Annotated in this window: 31 protein-coding genes; 6 read left to right on the top strand and 25 right to left on the bottom strand. The window is 35.9% G+C overall.

Annotated elements, in window-relative coordinates; genetic code table 11:
* From RT412_RS03385 to RT412_RS03340, 10 genes are all read right to left on the bottom strand, one after another.
* On the bottom strand, positions 1 to 921 hold the full coding sequence (locus RT412_RS03385) for a phosphate butyryltransferase (protein WP_313343542.1): 921 nt from the start codon (positions 919 to 921) through the stop codon (positions 1 to 3).
* Positions 922 to 1108: 187 nt separating this feature from the next.
* Positions 1109 to 2500: a sigma 54-interacting transcriptional regulator gene (locus tag RT412_RS03380; protein WP_313343545.1), complete on the bottom strand. Its 1392-nt coding sequence runs from the start codon at positions 2498 to 2500 to the stop codon at positions 1109 to 1111.
* 11 nt (positions 2501 to 2511) lie between these two features.
* Positions 2512 to 3744, bottom strand: coding sequence for a CdaR family protein (locus RT412_RS03375; RefSeq protein WP_313343547.1), 1233 nt, complete (start codon positions 3742 to 3744; stop codon positions 2512 to 2514).
* Entirely contained in the window at positions 3725 to 4552 is an 828-nt protein-coding gene (gene cdaA, locus RT412_RS03370; protein WP_313343550.1) for a diadenylate cyclase CdaA, read from the bottom strand. Before cdaA ends, RT412_RS03375 begins: the two co-directional genes overlap by 20 nt.
* A 29-nt stretch (positions 4553 to 4581) precedes the next feature.
* Positions 4582 to 5847: a CapA family protein gene (locus RT412_RS03365; RefSeq protein WP_313343553.1), complete on the bottom strand. Its 1266-nt coding sequence runs from the start codon at positions 5845 to 5847 to the stop codon at positions 4582 to 4584.
* 123 nt (positions 5848 to 5970) lie between these two features.
* Positions 5971 to 7764, bottom strand: a complete 1794-nt coding sequence (locus RT412_RS03360) for a YgiQ family radical SAM protein (RefSeq protein ID WP_313343557.1) — start codon at positions 7762 to 7764, stop codon at positions 5971 to 5973.
* A 291-nt stretch (positions 7765 to 8055) separates the two neighbouring features.
* Positions 8056 to 8634, bottom strand: a complete 579-nt coding sequence (gene pduL / locus RT412_RS03355) for a phosphate propanoyltransferase (protein ID WP_313343560.1) — start codon at positions 8632 to 8634, stop codon at positions 8056 to 8058.
* A gap of 68 nt (positions 8635 to 8702) precedes the next feature.
* Positions 8703 to 9596 (bottom strand): restriction endonuclease, encoded by an 894-nt coding sequence (locus RT412_RS03350; RefSeq protein WP_313343562.1) that lies wholly within the window; start codon positions 9594 to 9596, stop codon positions 8703 to 8705.
* A gap of 71 nt (positions 9597 to 9667) precedes the next feature.
* Positions 9668 to 9841 carry a hypothetical protein gene (locus RT412_RS03345; protein WP_313343564.1) on the bottom strand — a complete coding sequence of 58 codons (174 nt, stop codon included), beginning with the start codon at positions 9839 to 9841 and terminating at the stop codon, positions 9668 to 9670.
* Positions 9842 to 9858: 17 nt separating this feature from the next.
* Positions 9859 to 10398, bottom strand: a complete 540-nt coding sequence (locus RT412_RS03340; protein ID WP_313343566.1) for an XRE family transcriptional regulator — start codon at positions 10396 to 10398, stop codon at positions 9859 to 9861.
* A 138-nt stretch (positions 10399 to 10536) separates the two neighbouring features.
* On the opposite strand from RT412_RS03340, the gene rsgA reads away from it, so the two are divergent.
* Positions 10537 to 11274 (top strand): GTPase RsgA, encoded by a 738-nt coding sequence (gene rsgA / locus RT412_RS03335; protein WP_313343569.1) that lies wholly within the window; start codon positions 10537 to 10539, stop codon positions 11272 to 11274.
* 107 nt (positions 11275 to 11381) lie between these two features.
* Here rsgA and RT412_RS03330 read toward each other — a convergent pair whose 3' ends face one another.
* The 15 genes from RT412_RS03330 to RT412_RS03260 all read right to left on the bottom strand — a co-directional run bounded on the left by RT412_RS03330 (position 11382) and on the right by RT412_RS03260 (position 20673).
* On the bottom strand, positions 11382 to 13646 hold the full coding sequence (locus tag RT412_RS03330) for an ABC transporter permease (RefSeq protein WP_313343571.1): 2265 nt from the start codon (positions 13644 to 13646) through the stop codon (positions 11382 to 11384).
* A complete protein-coding gene (locus RT412_RS03325) occupies positions 13647 to 14342 on the bottom strand; it encodes an ABC transporter ATP-binding protein (RefSeq protein ID WP_313343573.1) in 696 nt (231 codons plus the stop codon). It abuts the gene before it with no gap.
* A gap of 160 nt (positions 14343 to 14502) precedes the next feature.
* Positions 14503 to 14691 (bottom strand): cysteine-rich KTR domain-containing protein, encoded by a 189-nt coding sequence (locus tag RT412_RS03320; protein WP_313343575.1) that lies wholly within the window; start codon positions 14689 to 14691, stop codon positions 14503 to 14505.
* A gap of 57 nt (positions 14692 to 14748) precedes the next feature.
* Positions 14749 to 15519 (bottom strand): ABC transporter permease, encoded by a 771-nt coding sequence (locus RT412_RS03315; protein WP_313343577.1) that lies wholly within the window; start codon positions 15517 to 15519, stop codon positions 14749 to 14751.
* Positions 15520 to 16281, bottom strand: coding sequence for an ATP-binding cassette domain-containing protein (locus RT412_RS03310; protein ID WP_313343579.1), 762 nt, complete (start codon positions 16279 to 16281; stop codon positions 15520 to 15522).
* Positions 16278 to 16649, bottom strand: a complete 372-nt coding sequence (locus tag RT412_RS03305) for a DUF1048 domain-containing protein (RefSeq protein ID WP_313343581.1) — start codon at positions 16647 to 16649, stop codon at positions 16278 to 16280. Before RT412_RS03305 ends, RT412_RS03310 begins: the two co-directional genes overlap by 4 nt.
* A 16-nt stretch (positions 16650 to 16665) precedes the next feature.
* A complete protein-coding gene (locus tag RT412_RS03300; protein ID WP_313343584.1) occupies positions 16666 to 17016 on the bottom strand; it encodes a DUF1048 domain-containing protein in 351 nt (116 codons plus the stop codon).
* A gap of 9 nt (positions 17017 to 17025) precedes the next feature.
* A complete protein-coding gene (locus RT412_RS03295; protein ID WP_313343587.1) occupies positions 17026 to 17373 on the bottom strand; it encodes a DUF1048 domain-containing protein in 348 nt (115 codons plus the stop codon).
* Positions 17373 to 17699, bottom strand: coding sequence for a PadR family transcriptional regulator (locus RT412_RS03290; RefSeq protein ID WP_287022376.1), 327 nt, complete (start codon positions 17697 to 17699; stop codon positions 17373 to 17375). Before RT412_RS03290 ends, RT412_RS03295 begins: the two co-directional genes overlap by 1 nt.
* A 250-nt stretch (positions 17700 to 17949) precedes the next feature.
* Positions 17950 to 18087 carry a hypothetical protein gene (locus RT412_RS03285; protein ID WP_313343590.1) on the bottom strand — a complete coding sequence of 46 codons (138 nt, stop codon included), beginning with the start codon at positions 18085 to 18087 and terminating at the stop codon, positions 17950 to 17952.
* A 32-nt stretch (positions 18088 to 18119) separates the two neighbouring features.
* Positions 18120 to 18365, bottom strand: coding sequence for a putative signal transducing protein (locus RT412_RS03280; protein WP_313343592.1), 246 nt, complete (start codon positions 18363 to 18365; stop codon positions 18120 to 18122).
* A gap of 167 nt (positions 18366 to 18532) precedes the next feature.
* A complete protein-coding gene (locus tag RT412_RS03275; protein WP_313343595.1) occupies positions 18533 to 19099 on the bottom strand; it encodes a hypothetical protein in 567 nt (188 codons plus the stop codon).
* A gap of 96 nt (positions 19100 to 19195) precedes the next feature.
* Complete coding sequence (locus RT412_RS03270; RefSeq protein ID WP_313343596.1) at positions 19196 to 19708, bottom strand: transcription repressor NadR; 513 nt, start codon at positions 19706 to 19708, stop codon at positions 19196 to 19198.
* Between the two features lie 100 nt (positions 19709 to 19808).
* Positions 19809 to 20303, bottom strand: coding sequence for a DUF2726 domain-containing protein (locus tag RT412_RS03265; protein WP_313343599.1), 495 nt, complete (start codon positions 20301 to 20303; stop codon positions 19809 to 19811).
* A gap of 31 nt (positions 20304 to 20334) precedes the next feature.
* Complete coding sequence (locus RT412_RS03260; RefSeq protein WP_313343602.1) at positions 20335 to 20673, bottom strand: helix-turn-helix transcriptional regulator; 339 nt, start codon at positions 20671 to 20673, stop codon at positions 20335 to 20337.
* Between the two features lie 176 nt (positions 20674 to 20849).
* Between RT412_RS03260 and RT412_RS03255 the strand changes: the two genes are divergently transcribed.
* From RT412_RS03255 to RT412_RS03235, 5 genes are all read left to right on the top strand, one after another.
* On the top strand, positions 20850 to 21068 hold the full coding sequence (locus tag RT412_RS03255) for a hypothetical protein (RefSeq protein ID WP_313343604.1): 219 nt from the start codon (positions 20850 to 20852) through the stop codon (positions 21066 to 21068).
* Between the two features lie 85 nt (positions 21069 to 21153).
* Positions 21154 to 21339: a hypothetical protein gene (locus RT412_RS03250; RefSeq protein WP_313343607.1), complete on the top strand. Its 186-nt coding sequence runs from the start codon at positions 21154 to 21156 to the stop codon at positions 21337 to 21339.
* A 4-nt stretch (positions 21340 to 21343) separates the two neighbouring features.
* Complete coding sequence (locus RT412_RS03245) at positions 21344 to 21490, top strand: hypothetical protein (protein WP_313343609.1); 147 nt, start codon at positions 21344 to 21346, stop codon at positions 21488 to 21490.
* Between the two features lie 549 nt (positions 21491 to 22039).
* Positions 22040 to 22291, top strand: a complete 252-nt coding sequence (locus RT412_RS03240) for a hypothetical protein (protein WP_313343611.1) — start codon at positions 22040 to 22042, stop codon at positions 22289 to 22291.
* Positions 22292 to 22295: 4 nt separating this feature from the next.
* Positions 22296 to 22466, top strand: a complete 171-nt coding sequence (locus RT412_RS03235) for a hypothetical protein (protein ID WP_313343614.1) — start codon at positions 22296 to 22298, stop codon at positions 22464 to 22466.
* Positions 22467 to 22700: the final 234 nt, after the last annotated feature.

Raw genomic sequence — 22700 nt, 5'->3', positions numbered from 1 at the left:
TTATTCTCCTTTAAATGATGAACATAATACTGACAATGCAATTGAATTTAATTTTGCTTTGTCTGAATCCGCTCTTGATGTTAATACAATCGGTGCCTTAGCTCCAAGAATAATTCCTGCATTTTCTGCATTAGCAAGATAAGTCAGTGCTTTATACAATACATTTCCTGCTTCTATATCCGGCATCAATAAGATATCCGCATCTCCGGCAGCTTCTCCCTTTATACCTTTAATTTCTGCAGCTTCTTTTGAAATAGCATTATCCAGTGCATAAGGTCCTTCAATTATGCATCCTGTAATTTTTCCATCCTTTTGCATCTGAACAAGTTCCTCGGCATCTAATGTTGCCGTCATTTTAGGATTGACTTTTTCCTTAGCGCAAATCACCGCAACTTTAGGCAGTTTTGCTCCTAATGCACGACTTAATGTCAAGGTGTTTTCAATAATCTGACGTTTTTCTTCAACACTTGGCGCAATACTCATTGCAGCATCTGTCACTATAAAAAATTTATGATAAGTATCAACTGAAAATACGGCTGCATGACTAAGTACATTTCCTGTTCTCAGACCTATTTCCTTGTCAAGAACAGCTTTTAATATTATAGAAGTATCAATTAACCCTTTCATAACTATATCTGCTTTACCGCTGCTTACTAATTCCACTGCTTTTCTACAAGCTTTATTTCCGTCCTTTTCATCTATTATGTCAATATTATTTAATTCTAAATCTACTGTTTTGGCTAACTCGGTTATTTTATCCGTATCGCCGACTAAAATAGGTTTACAAATATTTTCGTTTACCGCTTCCTTTATAGCCTTTAATACATCTTCATCCTGAGCATTGGCTACGGCTATTTTTTTCGGACCTATTGCATTAGCATAGTCCTGAGCATATTTTATAATTTCATTAAATTTTATCATAATTTCACCTCAACTTTTATAATAAGCAATAACTATGCCAACATAATATTTTTTATAAAAAAAGTCAAACCTTGTAAAATCGTAGGTTTGACTTTCTATTTATTAATTATTCATATAATCGTAATTCTTATTTGCAAATAAATGCGTGCAACATTTTGCACACATCCATATTATGCAATATTTTGCATTATTTTATACCATACTTCTCCATCTTATAATATAAAGATCTTAAAGAAATGCCTAAGACTTTCGCAGTATCAGTTTTGTTTTTATTTAACCTTACATAAATATCTTTTATGTAATCCGATTCAGCTTTATCTAATACATTGCTTAGTTTTATCATTGTTTCATTATCCGAAACAACATAATTTTTGACAGGTAACTTTTTATTCAAATATAATTGAGGCAGGTGCTCTGACTCAATTATTCTCTCATTTAAATTCATATTTATTATTGAACGGCCGGTAACATTTTCTAATTCTCTTACATTACCCGGCCATTGATAATTCATTAAAAGATTTAATGCCTCATCTGATATACCTACAATATTTCTTCCATATTCATCATTAAATTTAACGATAAAACTTTTAATTAAAAGTGGTATATCTTCTTTTCTTTCCCTCAGAGCAGGAAGTACAATCGGCAATATGTTTAATCTGTAGAATAAATCCTCTCTGAATTTTCCTTCTCTTACAAGTTTAGCTAAATCGGCATTTGTAGCAGCTATAACTCTTACATCAATATTGATGGTATAGTTGCCGCCAACCCTCATTATCTCTTTTTCCTGTAATACTCTAAGAAGTTTTGCCTGAGTATTCATGCTAATTTCAGATATTTCATCCAAAAATATAGTCCCTTTATCGGCTTCCTCGAAAAGACCCTTTTTACCTCCCTTTAAGGCACCTGTAAAAGATCCTTCTTCATAACCGAAAAGCTCACTTTCCAGCAATGAATCGGTTAAAGCGGCACAGTTAACTCGTACAAAGCTGTTGTTTCTCCTGCTGCTGAGTGCATGAATAGAATTAGCGAACAATTCTTTACCGGTTCCGCTTTCTCCTCTTAATAAAACTGTTGCAGGTACTTCTGCTGCCTTTTCTATCATTTTTTTTACTTCATTTATTGCGACAGATTCGCCTATTATATCTTCCGGTCTGTATTTATACGTTAACTCTCTTAACTTCTTTTCTGCTTTATTTAACTTATCTGTCAGATCCTTTATACCTGACATATCATGCAGAACAGCTACGCTGCCCTTCAAAATTCCGTTTACAATAATAGGGGCTGCCTGCGCTACAACTGTTTTTCCGCTTGGTTTTATTTTAAGCTTAGTGTTTCCGACAGGTTTTTTTGTACTAAGAACCTTCATATGCAAGCTTTCGCCTTCTTCGATATCATATAATGAATTTTTGCCTATGATATCATCATTTTTTATTCCTGTCAGCTTTTCATATGCAGGATTTACAAGAATATGCTCTCCATTTTCATTAACAACGCTTATTGCATCTTGCGTTGCAAGAAATACGGCTTCAAGCATCCCTTGATAATCCATGTTATTTATTTCAATATTTACCTTGTTCATTTTTTCTCCGATTACTCTTCGTCATTTTCCGTTGACCCAATAACTTCCACATTAAGCATTTCTTGATCTAAAGAAATACTGTCAACCTCTTTTTCCGTAGTACATACTATCAAAATATCGTGAAGACCAATCTCTTTACCTTCCATATCGGCAGTTATTGTCAATTCCTCTTTCTTTAATTGATTTACAATGCTTGAAGGTCCTGTTACGGTTACTGTTATTTCTGTTTGGGTATCTGATAACATAACCTCATAGCCTTCCTTAACGTTTATAAAATTAATTTCTGACGGTTCAAATACTAACTCTTTATCAACAGTCTTATCAACAGTGGCATTTACAACAGGTGTTGTTGTTAAATCCAATAATATCAACCCATCCGTATTTAAAATATCTCTTGATGAAAGTATATTCTTAGAAGCTCCCGTTATATCTAAATCTGCTAATTCCAGCTCGTTTATGGTATCCAAGATATCCTGTCTTGCTGCTATTTTAATCCTTTCAGGTTTTACCGTTACATCTACAAGCTGATATCCTTCCTCGGGAGTTCCAGTAACGTTTGGGGTTAAGCTTACATACTTAGTAGGATAGATAGGTACAATTACCTCAACATTTTCAACAGGTGCCGACATGAAAATCTCAGTATCGGTACCGTCATATATTCTTACAGGTACTGTCTTTACCACATTGTCTGTGGCATTAGCTATATTAACTGTTGCAACAGCCATATCAGCAGCGTTTACAACACTTCTCGGTCCGGTAATTTTAACTGATGAAGGATTGGAAAGAGATAATGCTTTATAATAATTTTCCGCTAGCATTCCTTCATACTGTATTGTAACATCCATAACCTTGGATATTACACCTTCAATATTACATGCTATCTGAGCAGGATATGTGCTCAATATTTCAACACCGCTCGGTCCAGTAATTTCAACCTTTGCATTTGTTATTCCTTCAGGAAATCCTAAAACATCAATGTAGGCAGAAAAATCGCCTCTCTTGAGTTTACTGACTTGATCCGGTGATCCCTCAACATTAACATTTATCGTCAGATTATCCTTATCGGAATTCATCATAATTAAATTTGAATTTTCCAAGGCGCTTAAATTTCTGATTGTTACAGGAACACTGTTTATTGTTTCCTTCATGGGAGGTTTAGTATCAATCATAATAATAGCCCATAAAACTACAGAAACCACCAGGCACGTTATTTGTATTATTATTTTATCGTTTTTTATCTTCATTTCTGTTTCTCCACTTTTCAATAATATTCACCTTGTCATTATCCGTATAAATACCTGACAATAAGGTTTCAAGCTCACTTATCTGAATATTTCTGTACAGTCTTCCTTCCATGGCATAAGAAATGTAGCCGGTTTCCTCTGAAACTATTAAAGCAATTGAATCCGATTTTTCAGTCATTCCGATTGCTGCCCTGTGTCTTGTCCCTATATCCTTGCTCAGCAAATTATTATCCGTTAAAGGTAAAAAGCATCCTGCAGCTCTTATATTGTAATCCTTGATAATTACTGCACCGTCATGCAGCGGGGTGTTGGGTATAAAAATATTGATTAACAGCCCGCTTGAAATATTGGCATTTAGCTTTGTACCACTTTCAACTATATCCGTCAGTCCGATTTTTTGTTCAAAAATCATCAGTGCCCCTATTTTTTGTCTTGCAAGTGAAGAAGTTGCTGACACAATTTCCTTTATAACCTGTTCTGATGTTTGAGAATTCTTTTCTATATTAGTAAGAGTAAATGATGTCCTGCCGATATACTCCAATGCTTTTCTTATTTCCGGCTGAAACACTACGACTAAAGCTATAATTCCCACCTGAAACGTATGGTTCAATATATATTGAACCATATACAGTTCGAATATTTGAGATATCGGAATTAAAGAAACCAATAAAACTATACCTTTTACAAGCTGCTTTGCTCTCATATCACGAATCAGCAGGTAACCGTGATACAAAACATAATAAACTATAGCTATATCAACTATACTGTTTAATCTAATATTAGCAAAAATTAATCTTAACTGTTCCATGCCACCACTTCCCCAATTATTTTATCGTTTTAATCAACCTGCATCTGAGCTGTCGTATCATTTAATGACCTTTGCATTCTTATTTTTGAATTGTCATCTACGTCCCTGCTCTCAATATATTCCATTATAGGATATACTACATGCTCTACTCCCCCGTCAGACGTGTTTCCTTTATATACCCAAAGAGGTATATATCTTATATTTTTAATGCTTATTTCTCCTGTCTCACCGTTCTTAACAATTTCTATATCAACAATTACACCATCTTCAGTATATTTTGAAATCTCTTTGGATATACCATACGGTGCCAAAGTTTCTTCTCTTTGATTAGATAAAAAGTTACCCATTGAATATGCAACATACTTGGTTTTACCGTCTATTTCATATAATTTAGCCGGTTGTATTACGTGAGGATGGCTCCCTAAAATTATATCCACTCCTTCATTCAACAGCATATCAGCAAGAATTTCCTGTTTTTGGTTCTGAACCCTTGCGTATTCATTACCCCAATGAAGATAAGCAATTATAACATCTGCCTTTTGCTCCTTGGCATAAGCGATATCTTCCTTCATTTTTGCTTCATCTATTATATTAATCATTACATCCAAATCCTGAGGTGATAAAACTGATTCAAGACCGTTAACCATTTCCGTATAGGACATAATCGCTATTTTTATACCCTTTACATCTTTTATAAGAACTCTTGTTTCGGGCTTTTCCTTATATGTACCTACAGTATCCATACCTCTTGCGTGAATTTGTTCAATAGTTCTTATAATTCCTGCTTTTCTCGTATCTAACGAGTGGTTGTTTGCGGTTGATAAAACGTCGAATCCGGCTTCTTTTATTGCATCTAACACCTCATCGGGAGCATTAAACAACGGATAACCCTGGTATGCATATACCGAATTACCTGCGGTAGTTCCTTCAAAATTAGCGATTGCTAAATCTGCATATTTAAAAATATTTTTAACAGCTTTAAAGCTGTTATGAAAATCATATGTGCCTGTATTAGGATTATAAGCGCCATCTATTTGAGACGGATGGAACATTATATCTCCCGTTGCCTTTATATTTATTTCAATATCAGGTTTTACCTGCGGTTCTGAGGTCGACGGTTTTTCATTCGGATTTGATGTTACTGCATCCGCCGGTTCACCGGGGTCGTTATTTTTGTCTTTATTTCCGCCTATTCCCTCAACAGCCATATATGCCGCTGCAATACCTAATATAATTACTAAACCTATAGATAATAATCTGATTCTTTTTTTTCTGCGTCTGATTTTTCTGTTCATGCGATACCTCATTTTCTTACTTCATATTTAATATTAACTTACTGTGAAAGATTTTGCAATAAATTAATTATTAAAAAACGCTTAAGAATAACCGATAATTTTTAATTTTTTCTTTGCTCCCGTTCATTTTCGCGGTGGTTTTATCAAGCATTTTTCATCATAACCTATTAAGTCATACCTGTTGTCTTTCTTCAACGCCTTCAACACTAAATCATAATTTTCTTTTTTATTGTATTGAAGAAGTGCCCTTTGCATTTTTCTTTCTTCCTTTTCTTTTGGAACATAAACATCTTCTCCGGTTAATGGATTAAATCCGGTATAATACATACATGTGGACATCGTTCCCGGTGTCGGATAAAAATCCTGAACCTGTTCGGGAATGTGCCCCATATCTCTTATATACTCGGCAAGTTCTATTGCATCTTTTAGACGTGAGCCGGGATGTGAAGAAATAAAATACGGCACTATATATTGTTCCTTATTTAATTTTTTACTCTTATCATAGAATTTTTTTACAAATTGATTGTATATTTTTATTGATGGTTTTCCCATAAGATTAAGTACAGATTCAGAAACATGTTCCGGAGCAGTTCTAAGCTGTCCGCTCACATGATGCTTGACAAGCTCTGTAATAAATTCATCACTACTATCATATATTGCATAATCATATCTTATGCCGGACCTGATAAAAACTTTTTTGATACCGCTTACATTTCTTATTTTTCTCAGAAGTTCCAAATAATCCTTATGATCAATCTGCAAATTTTTACATTTTTCAGGGGTCAGACATTCTCTGTCCTTACATACCCCATGCTTCTCCTGCTTATTGCATGCTCTTATCCGAAAATTCGCCGTAGGTCCTCCTACATCATGGATATAACCTTTAAATTCCTTATCTTTAGTCATTTTTTCAACTTCTTTTATGATTGATTCATGACTCCTGCCTTGAACTACCCTGCCTTGATGAAAATTCAAAGAGCAAAAATTACATCCTCCAAAACATCCACGAACACTTGTTACACTGAACTTAATTTCCTTTAATGCAGGTATTCCTCCGGAATTTTTATATATGGGATGATAATCCATCATATAATCCAAATCATAGATATCGTCAAGCTCCTGCATGTTAAGTGTATCCATCGGAGTATTTTGTACAACATATACCGTGTCATACTGCTCAACTAAGGTTTTTGCTGTTTTAGCATCAGTGTTTTCATATTGTATTTTAAAGCTTTTGCCATATTTTTTCTTAGATGAAACAACATCATCATAAGTTGGCAAAAAAATCGGCTCAAAAGGTCTTTCTTTATCCTTTGTTTTATAAACAGTTCCGTTTATATAGGTGATTTCTTCTATAGGTATGCCTGCATTTAAAGCCTCTGCAATTTCTATTATTGCTTTTTCTCCCATTCCGTAAACTAATAAATCGGCACCTGAATCTATCAAGACGGACCTTTTAACACTGTCGCTCCAATAGTCATAATGACTGAAACGCCTTAAACTTGCTTCAATACCGCCGATTATAACAGGAACATGCTTATAAGCTTCTCTTAACCTGTTAGAATAAACAGTAACTGCTCTGTCGGGTCTTAAATTTGCCTTTCCTCCGGGAGAATATGCATCCGTGCTTCTTTTTTTCTTGAAAGTGGTGTAATGATTTACCATAGAATCTATATTGCCTGAGTTAACCAAAAAACCAAGCTTTGGCTCACCTAATCTTTTGAAGGAATTTAAATCCTTCCAATCAGGTTGGGCGATAATACCAACCTTATATCCGTATCTTTCAAGTAATCTTGATATAACAGCTGCTCCAAAAGAAGAATGATCAACGTAAGCATCACCTGTAACAAATACAAAATCACATTGTTCCCATCCTCTTTTTTTCATATCATCTATGTTAATCGGTAAAAAATCCATTATTCCTCCATTATAAATTAGGGACATTTCTTCTATCCACAAAGACTTTCTCAGACATAAAGAGATGTGTCCCTTTTCCTCTGACGACATTCCTCCTATCCCACAGAGACTCACTCTGTGAAAAAGAGGTGTGTCGCCCTTCCTTTACAAGCGAAAGATACCCTAATCCTATTTATTATACATTAACACTCACTGCAAAACAATACATTAATATTATCGTCCAAAAATACAAAATAAACAGGAATAACCTGTTTATTTTGTATTTGTATTTTTCAATAAGACTATTGCTCGTCATTCTACGATTACTTCAACTTCATCACAGTTAGAAAGTCCTGCTGCGTTTCCTTCTTCCACATCTAAGTGCATATCCAAAGCATATGTATCATGAACCCTAATGAGTACATTATCAAATGTTAATCCTCTTGGTCCGCCTACCTTTACTTTAACTGTATCCTTATCCTTTAAGCCATATTTTTCAGCATCAGTAGTATGCATATGTATATGTCTTGCAGCTGCTATAACTCCTCTGTCTAATTCGACCTCTCCTTTTGGTCCCACTAATTTAACTCCCGGAGTTCCTTCAAGTTTTCCGGAATCTCTTACCGGAACATCTTTTAAACCAAGAGTGAATCCGTCAGAAAAAGATATTTCAACCTGAGACTCCTTACGAGCCGGTCCAAGAATTCTAACTCCCTTTATAGTTCTTTTAGGACCTACTAAATCAACCTTTTCCTCACATGCAAATTGTCCCGGCTGGCTTAAATCTTTCATTGGTGTCAATTCATGCCCTTCTCCGAATAATATGTCAATATGCTCCTTACTTAGGTGAACATGTTTGTTAGATAATCCAACAGTAACTTTAAAATTCATCTTATCCTCCGCATAATCATAATCTATAAAAATTATAATACACCGAGATTTTAATTTCAACTAATAAATTAATTTTTTAACGCTATATATTTTATCCAAACTAAGTAAGCTATATTTATAGTAGTTAATACAATGAAATAATAAGATATGTATCTTGATATATTATTTTCCGGCATAATCATTGAAGCTACATAAAAAAATACAGCAGAAAAAATATATATTACAATTTTTTTATTTTCAAATACATTCTTTTTAATATCTATATCTTTAGTCTTTTCTCTTTCTTCCTCATAAATTTTGTTATAAAAATAATCATTTACCGGAAGAATTTCATAATCCTCCATCATAGTAAACAAGCAGTCAAAATCTATAACTGTTATATTTAGCCTGTCTTTGAAGTCCTCAAGAAGCTCTTTCGCACCTTCACTTAATGATCCTGTAGTAATTAAATAACCTATTCTTATATTGTTTTGGCACATATAAGTTACTAAATTTCTTACATCTATACGTTCAAGCTCGATATTTTCATACAATCTGTATATTTTAATACAATTTATGAGACCTTCTTTTTCAGCTAAGTACGTATGCCTTCCTTTTTTAACAAAGTTTTTGCAGCCCTTTTTTTCAAACAAAAAACCAATCAAGAGCTCAAAATCGTTAATATTTATTTCTTCAAGTTTCTTTTTGAAATGTTCCTTTTTTCTCTTTAGTATCAATTGATTCTCGCCTTCATTTCTTTTTCTGTCCATATTCAATTTATTTATTAAAGTGAATATTAAAAATACTTCTCCTGATATTAAAAGAGATAAGCTTATATCATCTGAAATCAATAATATAGTTAAAAAAATTAATATACTTAGTAAAACTTTATATAAAATTAAATCAGATCTATAACTGAAATAATTTCTGGAACCAATTGATTCCTTTATGAAGATTTTTTTGAATTTTCTGTTATCAATCATAAAATCACCTCATAGAAATTATTACCAAATATCATAATTTTATACAAAAAAAGAAACCTTACGGTTTCAGATTATATACCATTTACTGCTTCTTCCAGCCTATCTAAATGCTTTATAGGAAAGTAAGCCAGCAGTTCTTTAAACTGTTCTACTGTTAATCCTTGTGTCGTAGTGTAAATTCTAATTTTTTCATCTAAACTTGCATTAATGAATTCTTCTTTTATTTCTTCAAAGTTTTTTTCCATGGTTCACCTCGTTTGTTTTATGATGGCGTTATGATACAAATCATTTCTGCTCTTTCGTCTGAAGGATTAAATAATTTGTGTGGTACATATGAGCTTATGTATACACTGTCACCTTCATCTAAAATTTCATTGTAATCGGAAAAAGTCACAATCAATTTACCTTTTACTATTATTACACATTTATCAGAATCTATTATAGAAAAATTATCATTATCCCATTTGCCTGAATTTAAAGCAAATTTATAAACTTTCAATTTTACTTTGTTATTTTCATTTTCAATAGGTAATAAATACTCTAATTCCATACCTTTTTCTGTTACATATAATACTTGTCTTTCTTCCTTTCGAGTTACAATCACACTGCTGCCGTCATCTAAAAAATAGTACGGGGAAACATTTAAAACCTTGCAGATTTTTCCTAATGCAGTTAAAGATGGCTCTATTAAATTTCTTTCAACCTGTGAAATATAGCTTGCTGTAAAACCTGTTTTTTCTGAAAGCTTCTCAATAGTCATATCATTAATTTTTCTTAATTTTCTAACCTTTCTGCCATCCATTGACACTTGTCTCCCTTCTATGAATAGTAAGAAAATATTACTCTAAAATGCTAAATTAGTCAATATAGTACAATGAATAAAAAAATCAAAATTGCCTTATTATATACATAAGAAATAATTTATTTAAGGAGTATTACAATGAACGGCATGGAAAAATACGGTTTAGACAGCAAAAACATCAATATATCAAACAACCAAACGATCGGCAGAATAATTTCAAGAAACCATAACACATATAAAGCTATTACCGAATCAGGAGAAATAAACGCAGAAATATCAGACAGTTTTAAATATAAGCTTGGAACAATGTCTGATTATCCGGTTGTCGGTGATTTTGTTATAATTGAAACACAAAAAGGATTTAATTATATATCTAAGATAATAAACCGAAAAAATCAGCTTGTTAGAAAAGGAGAATGGTACGCAAACTCAGATTATCTCATTGCTGCCAATATTGACACGATATTTATTTTAATGTCTTTAGATTCTCACATTGAAAAATTAAAAGCATATATTAGCATATCAAGCAATATAAATGTTGAAATAATTGTAATATTAAACAAATATGAATCTATACCGGAAAAAATACTTGATGAAGTCAAAGATATAACAAAAGGCATGAATGTTATAATTTCTTCAGATATATCAAAAGAAAAAGCTAAAATAAAAAGTTTTATGCACGAAGGTAAAACCACTGTGTTCCTCGGACCGGAACATGATAAAGCGAAAATGGTAAATAAACTATTTGATAATATTAATCTTGAAAACCAGCTAACCTTGCTCTCTGGTGGATGTATATTAATAAACACTCCGGAAATGCGTGAGCTTGGTATAGAAAGTTTTCACATAACCGAAAAATTTGCAGATATACGTTAATTCAGAATATACATTTTCCTCCTCCTATTTAAAAGGGTCTGCCTCAAAATAGAAAATAAAAATTTCTAAGAGAGGCAGCTCTTTTTTTTAGACCGCAGCCAAACAACTCACTCCGTTCCCGCTTTCAGCGCCTCGCTCATGGATATTTTCGCGAACTTCCTTCCGCACAGCCCCTTGGTTATCTCGTACACCGCAAAGATTAACACGAAGCTTATCAGGACATACAGCGGGTTCACAATCATGGGTATCATCATATTGATAATCTCTGCGACGTAGACATACAAGTAATTCCCGAAGACCAGCATAAACGGCAGTCCCAGCCAGAAGCCGATAAACACCGCCGGAGTAGAGCTGTTCAGAATCAGCTTCACTATCTCTTTCCCGCGATAGCCCAATACCTTGAGCAGAGAGATGGTGTTCCGGCTCTCGTCAATCGTCAGCGACGTCACCAGGAAGATAATAATGACCGCAATAAGTACGGCCAAGGTCGTTACAGACACAACGATCAGTGTCGTTGGCGCGGAGATGTCTTCAAATGCCTCGGGATCACGTGCATCCATCACGCCGGCAAGCAGGCTTTCGTCAAAATCTATCTCATGGCTGCTGAGCACGGTACGGTAGCTTCCGAGAGGTTGACCGGTCATGCGGTTAAACTCGTCAAATGGCATAAAAACATATTGCTCTCCATAGGCTTCTATTATCCCATCGATTGTCAGGCTGTATGATTTTCCGTCCAGCTTGTTTACAAAATGAATCGTGTCTCCTTCCTTGAGCTTCAGACGGCTGGCCAGGGGATAAGTGATATTTACCTGATCCCTGGACAGCTTAGTACCCCCTATGCCGTTCATCTTTATGCCAACGGAATCCGGCTCCATGCCTAACAGGTAAAATTCAACCGTTTCCCTGCCTTCGGGGTAGGCACGAAACGAATTGTACGGCTCCGCGCCTTCGGGAATAGCTTTATCCTGTAAATTCTGTACTTCCTTGAAGTTATATTCTATGGCATAATTGTATCTCTCCAACGCGCCTCTGTTCACCACCAGATCCATCGAGTAGTTGAAGTTAAAACCATACAGCAGTACCATCGACGCGGTGCTCACCCCCAGCACTAAGAACAACAGACGCGGTATGCTCCGCACTTGCTCGCGTATCTGAAATTTGGTATTGAAACTATACCGTTCCAGACGGAGTGCGCGTTCAATAAAATTCACCTTTGCTTTTTGCTCGTCACCTTTCATCAGCTCGACAGCGGTTTTTTTGAGTATCTTGCGTATAATAAGAAAACTTGACAGACCGATAAAAGCCACCGGTATCAGCACGGCAAGCGTTAAGTTTAATGGAGAGAAGGTAATGCTTTTATCAGGCAGGATGTAATAAACCAGCATAGAATCAACAACTGGTCTTACACACGGCAGTGCAAGCAGTGTGCCGGCAAGACCTCCCGCCGCGGACAGCAACACAGGGATCGCCATGTAGTGCCGGGTTATTTCACGGCGGCGGTAGCCCTGTGCGTACAGTGTGCCTATGACCACGCCGTCGGATCTGACCATGCGCAGAATCATCACGCCTACTATAAGACAGCTAAGCAGAAAAAAAGCTATCGATACAGGAAGGCTCATACTCTGTATACTGTTAATGTTCGACCAAGGCATACTGACGCGCTTGTTGTTTTTGGCGTCCAGCCATTCGGAAAGGCTGTACCCTTTTTCATTTAAAAGATCGTGCAGCTTCGCGTTTTGAGCGTTTATATTACCTCTGTCCGTAAAGCGCGCCCCATAGACCGTGACCGTCTCGTCTGCCGCCTCAGGGAACGATTCCAGATCATCGCCGGAAACAAGGCCAATGCCAAAACCGGCGGTCGGCAGCACATCATAAATGTTTTTGATTATAAAAACGTAATTCGGTAAAGCCATTGTGCCTGCTATATTGAATATCTTGCCGTTAAGCTCGATTTGCCCGCCAACATCCAGACCCTGCGTCTGCAAAAAAAAGGGGTCGAGTAAAATATCCCCCGGATTTTCAAGCCCTTGCCCTGATAATATCGCCGGGATATTGATTTTGGAAGCAGGCGTGAGCAGCCGCAGCTCGCTATTTCCGTCCGGCAGTTTGACGTCTAATTGCCGGTAAGCCTCAATAAGCTCGCCGGATTCGCTTTCCAGCGCCGGAATATCCTCAATGGTCTTGTCTGTGGAAAACGTCAGGTCTTCCTGCATGTTTGTTTCGGCAAATTCCACCACCAGTTTCTCCAGATTGCCGGCCACGCCTGTAGCCGCGATGAAATAGAAGCTCCCTATAAGAATTAAAATCACAATGCCGATATACTGCCCTTTGTTTTCCTTTATAATACGCCATACGCGTTTTCGCAGTGCCATTTACCATTCAATCCTTTCTGCCGGGATAAGTTCGGAATTATGCGTAACTTCCGCCACCTCGCCGCTTCTCAGCCTGAATACGGCGTGCGCCATACCGGCGATGGCGCTGTTGTGGGTGATCATCAAAATGGTGGTTCCGTATTTTTTGTTGACCTTCTGCAGAAGTTTCAAAATGCTGCGAGAGGTCTGAAAATCCAGCGCTCCGGTGGGCTCATCGCAAAGCAGGAGCTTTGGATTTTTGACGATGGCTCGTGCGATTGACACGCGCTGCTGTTCGCCGCCGGAGAGTTCCCGGGGGAAACGGTTCTTTTTGTCGGAAAGTCCGACAGCAGAAAGCACCTCATCTGTTTTAAGCGGGCTTTTACTGATGTTCGACACAACCTCGATGTTTTCGGCTACCGTGAGGTTCGGCACAAGGTTGTAGAACTGGAAGACGAAGCCCACGCTCTCCCGACGGTATTCAACCAGTTGATTATCATTTAAATCCGTAATACGCTCGCCGTCCACTTCGACTGCGCCGCCGTCAGCTCTGTCCACACCGCCTATAATGTTCATCAGCGTAGATTTACCTGAACCGGAGGGACCTAATATTACTCCGATTTGCCCTCTTTCCATTTCCAGGCCAACACCTTTGAGTACATTTGTAATAATTCCTGTGTTATAGCTTTTCGTAAGATTTGATACTGATAAAAACACATTTAACACTCCATTCCGTTTTTTATTAGTTCCAACATTTGATTAAGTTCATATTTTATAATCTTCTCTATGTCCGCAGTCATTTTTGCAGTAAAATCAATATAAATTCATTCAGAGCACCATAAAAGAAAGAGCCGATAACTGTAAGTAATCTCACATGTTATCGGCTCTGCATCTTAGCGTCTGGCTCTTTGATAATTGATATATTCAGTTGTTTTACATTGATTAGCGTTTCCTGTTTACACTTTGGACAAAATAGCGGGAAGTTTTCAAGCACTGTATCATCACGCATCTTGAGACGAGTTTTGTTGCCGCAGACCGGGCATAAAATCCACTCGTATTTACACACTATACCACTCCTTACTTGATGTTTTTGTTGCTGCTATCATTTTAATGCCTGCAAACATTAAGCTGCTTTCCGTTTGTACGCTCGCATCGCAAACAGATATGCGACTATCAGTATCCCCAAGCACCATGCAAGCGCAACCCAAATATCATTTCCGACAGGTTGCCCCGACAGGAGTGCGCGGATGGCTTCCACTATTGAGGTCACCGGTTGGTTTTCGGCAAAAACACGGACAACTGCCGGCATCGATTCTGTCGGTACAAAGGCCGAACTGATAAAAGGAAGGAAGATGAGCGGGTAGGAAAACGCACTTGCACCCTCCATTGTTTGTGCGGATAATCCGGCAATTGCCGCAATCCATGTCAAGGCCAGCGTAAACAGCGCGAGTATACCGGCCACAGCAAGCCATGAAAGTATTCCTGCCGACGAGCGAAAACCCATCATGAGCGCTACGAGAATGATTACGACAACCGAAATCGCATTGGATACTAGCGAGGTCAGCACATGCCCCCACAGCACGGTGGAACGTGCAATCGGCATAGAGTGAAATCGTTCGAAGATGCCTCTTTGCATATCCATAAACAGACGGTAAGCCGTATAGGCTATGCCGCTCGCGATCGCAATCAGCAGAATGCCGGGCAGCAGGTAATTCACATAGTTGTCAGTGCCGGTTTGAATCGCGCCGCCGAACACATAGACAAACAGCAGCATCATCGCAACCGGAGTGATGCAGACCGTGATGATCGTATCCATGCTGCGGAAAATATGGCGCATAGAACGTCCAAGCATGACGCCCATATCGCTGAAAAAGTGTTTCTTTACGTCTTCCATTTATTTTTCCTCCTTCTTGCCGATAATTGCGAGGAATATCTCTTCCAAGCTCGGCTGTTTTTCAACGTACTCTACTTTCGCAGGCGGGAACAGCTTTTTCAGTTCCGCAAGCGTACCGTTGGCAATAATCCTGCCCTCATGCAGAATGGCAATCCGGTCTGCAAGCTGCTCGGCTTCCTCCAGATACTGCGTGGTCAAAAATACCGTTGTGCCATTATTAGCAAGCTCTTTGACCGTATTCCAAACCTCGATGCGTCCTTCTGGGTCAAGTCCGGTGGTCGGCTCATCGAGAAAAATAATCTGCGGTTTTCCTATAAGGCTCATGGCAATGTCGAGTCTGCGGCGCATACCGCCCGAATAGGTGGAAACCCTGCGGTCGCCGGCGTCAGTCAGACCGAAGCGTTTAAGTAAATCGTCAGCCACTTGACGCGGATTGGCAAGGTGCCGCAGTTTTGTGATCATAATGAGATTTTCCCGCCCGGTCAATATCTCGTCCACGGCGGCAAACTGCCCTGTCAGGCTGATCGCCTGACGTACATGGTCGGGCTTTGACGCGACGTCAAATCCGTTTACGACGACGGTGCCTCCGTCCTGTTTAAGCAGCGTGGTGAGGATTTTAACAATCGTCGTCTTGCCCGCTCCGTTGGAGCCGAGCAGAGCGAAAATCTCACCTCGCTTCACTTCAAAATCGACGCCCTTTAGGACTTCTGTGTCCTTGAAAGACTTTCTCAGACCTTTCACTTCAATTGCTTTTTCTGTCATTTTAAATCCAGCCCCTTTCCGAATTTTTTCAGTATATCGCGGTTGAGCGCCTCACGCCAGTCTTCCGTATATGTTCTGGCGTTGCGCAGAAGCTCGTCGCAGAATGCGGCCACATCCTCGCCGGTAATCTCCAAAACATGCTTGCCTTCCGCCGCGCCCGCCTCGAACAGTTCTATAAGGTCATAATGGATCTTCATCATGTCATAGCCAGATCCCGCCGCGAACCTCCACATGTGTCCTTGGATTTTCTTAAATACGTATTGATAGTCTTTCGGCAGAGCTTCCACCCTATCCATCTGCTGCTTGTACTCACGCTTGCTCTCAATCATTTTTTTGATATTGAAGTAATTATCGAAAAATTCAGACATTTGATTGCTCCCCCTTTTACTTTGTTTTATCCGTAATCTTTTTCATGGTCTTTTTAACTTCCTGGTCAACAGATTCTTGATAGATATCAGCGTAAGTTTTTGAATCTTTGATTAGATCGTCGCAGAAAGCCGCTACGTCACTGCCCGTCACTTCGAGCACGCCTTTACCCAAGACCGCGCCCTCTTCAAAAAGATTGATGATACCCGAGAGCAAACCCGTCCCCTCGGTTAGCTCAACAGGACCGACCTTAAAGAGATATTTTTGAATTTCTTTATAAACAATCTGATAATCTTGCGGGAGCGCTTTGACACGCGCCATGTGCGCTCGCCACTCTTTTTTGCCCTCAATGATATCTTGTATTCTCATTTTATCCTCCTATTTACCTAATTTTTTAGCTATATTATTGTTGAGCTGCTCGCGCCACTTGTCGCGAAAAGACTTTGCACCTTCTTCGCCTGCAAGCGCTGAACAGAAGCCTTTGATATCGTCACCCAAAACCTCTTGGACACTCTGACCGTCCGCCGCCGTTTCTTCGAGCAGACCAAGCACACCGTCAAGAATTGGCATGAGATTACGACCGGTGAAATCCGAGTGCGGCCAAAGATTAGCATTAATTTTTTCCCATGCCGCTTGATAATCAGCCGGCAGCTTTTTGGCTCGCGATTCAAAAGCTTTCAATTCTTTAGTCATGTCGCTGCCTGTAATTTTTTCCCAAAAATTCATTATTTTTTCTCCTTTAACTCGTTAATTTTTGATGATACAAACTCCCATTTTTCCCAGAACTTTTGTAGTTCCTTGCGCCCCGCGTCGTTGAGTACGAAAAACTTGCGCGGCGGTCCCATATCGGATGGTTTTTTTTCTATGTCCACGAGTTTATTCTTCTCAAGCCGCACCAAAATGGTGTAGACAGTTCCTTCCACAACATCTGTGAAACCGAGAGCATTCAACCGCCGCGTGATTTCGTAGCCATAGGTTTCTCCGCGGTTTATAATTTCAAGGACACAGCCTTCAAGCACGCCTTTGAGCATTTCCGTTAGATTTTCCAACACAATCCTCCTCGCTATTCTGTATGACTTGTATTCAGTATTGCTTACTACTGCTATATAGTAACACATAATAGCTGACTTGTCAATAGTAATAAACGTAAATCCTGCAGTTATGTAAAACATAATACGGGATTTTTAGATTAAGCATTATCCTTATAGATTAAGTTTTATGGCACTGCTGCTTGTATACTGGCCATTTCATTGTTCTTACAAAATATCGCCATCAGAGATGGCGATATTGGTCCATAAAAATTTAAATAATATTTTTATTCTTTAATTCTATTATTGCATTTTTTACAGCTAATTTAATAACAAAATACAATATAACAATCGGTATACCTACTATAACCGGTAATAAAATCAATCCTATAAAGCTAACCCTTTCAGCCATAAATGAATCTCCTTTTAATTATAAAATTTCTTTTAAATATTGTTTTCTAAATCGTCGTCTTCATTAATCGGCTTCAGAAGTTCTTTTGCCACGTCAAGCATATCTGAAGGAACATAAATATCTATCCCGTACAAATTCACTCCTGTATATATTTCCATAATTTCACCTGTACCCTTTGATTTTTTTAATACAGGTATTCCGTATGATTTTAATTTTGCTATAATTATTTCCGCTTCTATACCGTTCAAATTAGAAAGAAGCAGTTCCTCACTATACATAATAATAACCTCCTTTGATAATATCACCTAAATTACAAATCTATATTATTATATCACCTACAGTTAATTATTGCCATAAAAAAACAGCTTAACCGTATCAATAACCTGATGTTTTAATGATTTTATCATTAACATGACACGACTTAGCCGTTCTATATAGGAGAAATTTAATGTGCATTAACTTCTTTTTGGATTTTAACCGCCTTTGTCACGGGCTTCCATATTGCTTGTGCAAGATAGAAATCAACCATACTGTGTACTACAGTTCCTGCTCCCACTAATAATACAACTGAAATAAAAAATCCTTTTGAGTAATATCCCGAACTCATATTGTTTCCAAAATAAAATACCGATACTATTGCTACTTCACATATTGCGTGTATTAATCCGATTATGAACGAATATAACTGCGAATGTTTAAATGAATTCAGTGTGTTAGGATACATCTTTAAAAATAATGAACCTAAAAATGCGAAAACTATATGAGATGCAGCTCTTAGTACTACTACTAACGGAAATCCTGCTATCAAGAAGCCGGCTGATGTACCAAGTGATACAAAAATAGCTGTTAAAGGAGATATAAACATAGCAATAAATATTGCTACATGACTTGCTAATGTAAATGACGCCGGCTCCATAGTTATTTTAATAGGCGAAATTATTGGAATCACTATTCCTATTGAACAAAGAAGTGCCGAAATTAACATTGAATTTAATTTACTGTTTCTTGCCATTTTTCTGTCCTTTCTTTACTTATTGTCTTGTCAAGTGTCTTGACATCTCTTTGTACAATTATAGTAAATAAAAAACAGATTGTCAACCGATAATTTCTATTCAAGAATTATTTGTTCATGTTTCAATGTTTCAATAATTCTTTTCTTTTCATTTTCACTATTGCATTTAATTTTATGAAGATGTATACCGCCTGTTAATTTCATCAATGGTTGGGCCTTATTGCTTTTAATCTTTTCCAAAAACATATCTGCCTCATATCTTGAAGATATTCGAAGTTCTCCTGATATTTCACCGTATACGGGATGTTCTACGGTTACATCAAATACAATTCCGCCGTTATCAACGATTGTATAAAGTTCTTTTGCCATATTTTCATTGTCATGCTGACATGCAATAGTAAAGCATATTTGATTTTCTTTATCAGAATCAAATATATACCCTCGAGGAGTAGCAGAAATCCTTAATCCTGCTGCTCGCATTAAAGCGATGTCTCCTACAATTACCTGCCGGCTTACGGAGAATTTCTTTGCTAAAGTCGTAGCGGTTATGGGTTCATTGCTTTTTTTTAATATTGATTCAATATTTTCCCTTCGTTTTTCTGAAGTCATACTATCTCCATATATTTTTAAATATAAAAATATCGGAGTGAAAGGATTTGAATTGTTAGTTTTGCCCTTCACCGATATGCATTATAATATTTAAAATTCGTTATATTATTTCTTTTAATTTATTTCTTAATTCTATTACTGAATATGTTTGACCGTTTTTTATTCTTAATGTATTTAAATTTACTGATTTATAAAGTTCGTTTATGAAGTTATCTCTTTCAATCCTTTTATCATGGCTTTTATCATCCAATTCAATAGCTATTAAAGGTTTTAATCTATTATTGCATATTAAAAAATCTACGTGTTTACTTTTAATTCTATTTAAATCACTTGTGAAATTTTTATTAGATTTAACATTTATGAAATCTGCAATTCTTACTTTAGGGCAAATTATAAAATTGCTATTTTGCAATGCTAAATTTAATACATTATAAAAATTAAATTCAGCTTCTGACAATATAGAATCTAACTTTATGAAATTATCATAACTTATATTTTTATCTGATTTATCGCTCTTTGATATTATTGCTATAATTGCAACTGCAAGCATAAAAATAACTATTATAAATACTATAATTATTATTAAATTTGTCAATTTTTCTTTCCGCCTTTAATTATTCTTAAATTTACCCTATATCCTTTAAATTCTTATTATTTTCTGTTTCCTGTTCTTTTATCAATTCTTTAATTTTATATTTTGCTACTATTTTGTATTCATCATTAAGTTGATTATATAATTCTTCAATTTCGCTATTGTTATTTTTTTCTATGTATTTGCCAGATATTAAATATATTGTTTCATCTATTCCAAAATATTTATAAAAGTTTTCTATTGTTTCACTTGTTGTATTTGCGCCATTTTTTTCAATATTTGAAACTTGGCTCTGTGCTAATTTTAATATATTTGACATTTCTTTTTGACTTATTTTGTACTTTAATCTTATTTCTCTTAATCTTTCATTCATGTTATTCCTTTCTGTAACATTTGTTACGAATATCATTTTATAGAAAAATATGCATTGACTTTATCTGTATATTGATATATAATCTATATATAGATATAAAGTATTTAATATCTGTTTTAAAAATCATTATATCAATACTTTAATCAAAAAACAATAAAAACCTCGGGAGGGTGAAAATGAAAAAAAGATTATATGTAACAATAAAAACAGGACAAGCTGAATTAAATTTATATTTAACGAACATACGTTATCGTTGTGAGGTAAAGTATACAATAAGTTTTGATTATTCAGAGGGTTATTCAGCAATGTGTATGAGTTCAAAAGATTTTTGGCATAAATTAAGATATAAATTTGAATCTGATTGCGTTAAATATTATGAATTAGATTTAAGATAAAAAAAGTTAATTCAGCCCTGCGGAATCTCTCCCAAGGGTTTCCAAGGGGCTTGAATATAAAAATCAAAGGGAGAGATAAAAAAATATGAATAAAAAAGAAATAGATTTCGAATATAATATGCTTCAAGGCAATATCAATCGCATGTTTTTAACAGATGATTATAAGGAACTTAATACAATGTATCTATTTGCTAAAAGAAGATTAGATGAAATTCATACGTATAATTACAACAGAATTGTATTTGATAAAGCTAATAAAAAGGGAGAGTGAAGAAATGCCACGAATATTTACAGATTTATCACAAGAAGTAAAAGAAGAATATCAAAATACATTAGCCTTAGACGCTAAAAATTTGTATGAAGATTGGAAAGTAGCTTTTGAGTTTTCAAACGGTCAACTACTTTCAATAATATTTGAATGAATTTAGGGGGGTATGGGGGCACACCCCCATAGAAAGCGGGTAGTTTGAAGGGGTTTCCCCTTCATTAAATAAGTTAAACCGTTCTATTTCAAGCGGTTAGCAAAAATAAAATTAGAAAAACCGTAAGAAAAACCTATACCGTAAATATAAAAACAATATTTCTCTGCGGTGATGTATTTCAGCAAAAAATTACCTTGTTACGCACCCTAAAAAGCCAAAGGGGGGTTTGGGGGTTCTCCCCCATTATAAACAGAACAGGAGTAAATAATATGTCAAATTGTGAAAATTATCGAAAAAACGGATGTTTAAAATGTCCTAAACGTAGTTATTGTTACAATAGCTTATTTTCAATCAATAAGAAAAATTGAACCAATTCTTTATACCATCTAATGGACAAGCGTAAAACTTAAATTAATGAAATTGTCTTAGGCGGTCATAGCCACGTAAATATACTTATTATAATAACCTGAAATACCGTTACAATATTCGTAAAATTGATAAGAAAATAAAGCTATAAGCTTTAAATAAAAAATTAAAAGGAGAAAAATAATGCATATTAAATTAAGCGGTCTATTAATAGACAAATACGAACAGGAAAATATTGATAAACAAACAAATCAGGTTAGAAAGTCTTTAAAGGTAGTTGTTTATCAAAAAGAATCACATCAAGCTATAACTGTTACTGTTGAGCCTGAAACATATGGAAAGCTTGAAGAAATGAAACAGATAACAATAAATTGTCAACTTGGTACATTTGTAAGTAATGGAAAGGCAATACAGTACTTTAAAGAAGTAGCTTAATAAAATGGAAGAGTTAATATTAATTGACTATACGAGTAGTTTAAATCAAATCATAGATATTATATCAAATCAACAATCGGTAATAGAAGAATTAAGTAATAATATAAATATATTCAATTTCTTGATTCTTAGTTCAATAGCTATAATATTAGGTCTTTTATTAGTAAAGGATTAAGATGTTACTATTGTACATATGGTTAATATTGATTTTATATAATATCTACTTAATGAAGAAAATGGGGCGATAAAATGGAATTACAATATATTGAAAACTTAATAGATTTTCTTACTCCTTTTATCGTTTCATATGTTTTAATCAATTTGTTCAAGTCATGGTTCAGGAGTATATAAATGTTTGAGATTTATGTATATGGTTTACTTGTAGGTTTATGCATTCAGTTGTTTAAAA

The organism is Sedimentibacter sp., from assembly GCF_032080165.1.
Taxonomy (GTDB): Bacteria; Bacillota; Clostridia; order Tissierellales; family Sedimentibacteraceae; genus Sedimentibacter.
The sequence above is the reverse complement of the archived record's forward strand: the minus strand, read 5'-3'. Positions and strand labels throughout refer to the sequence as shown.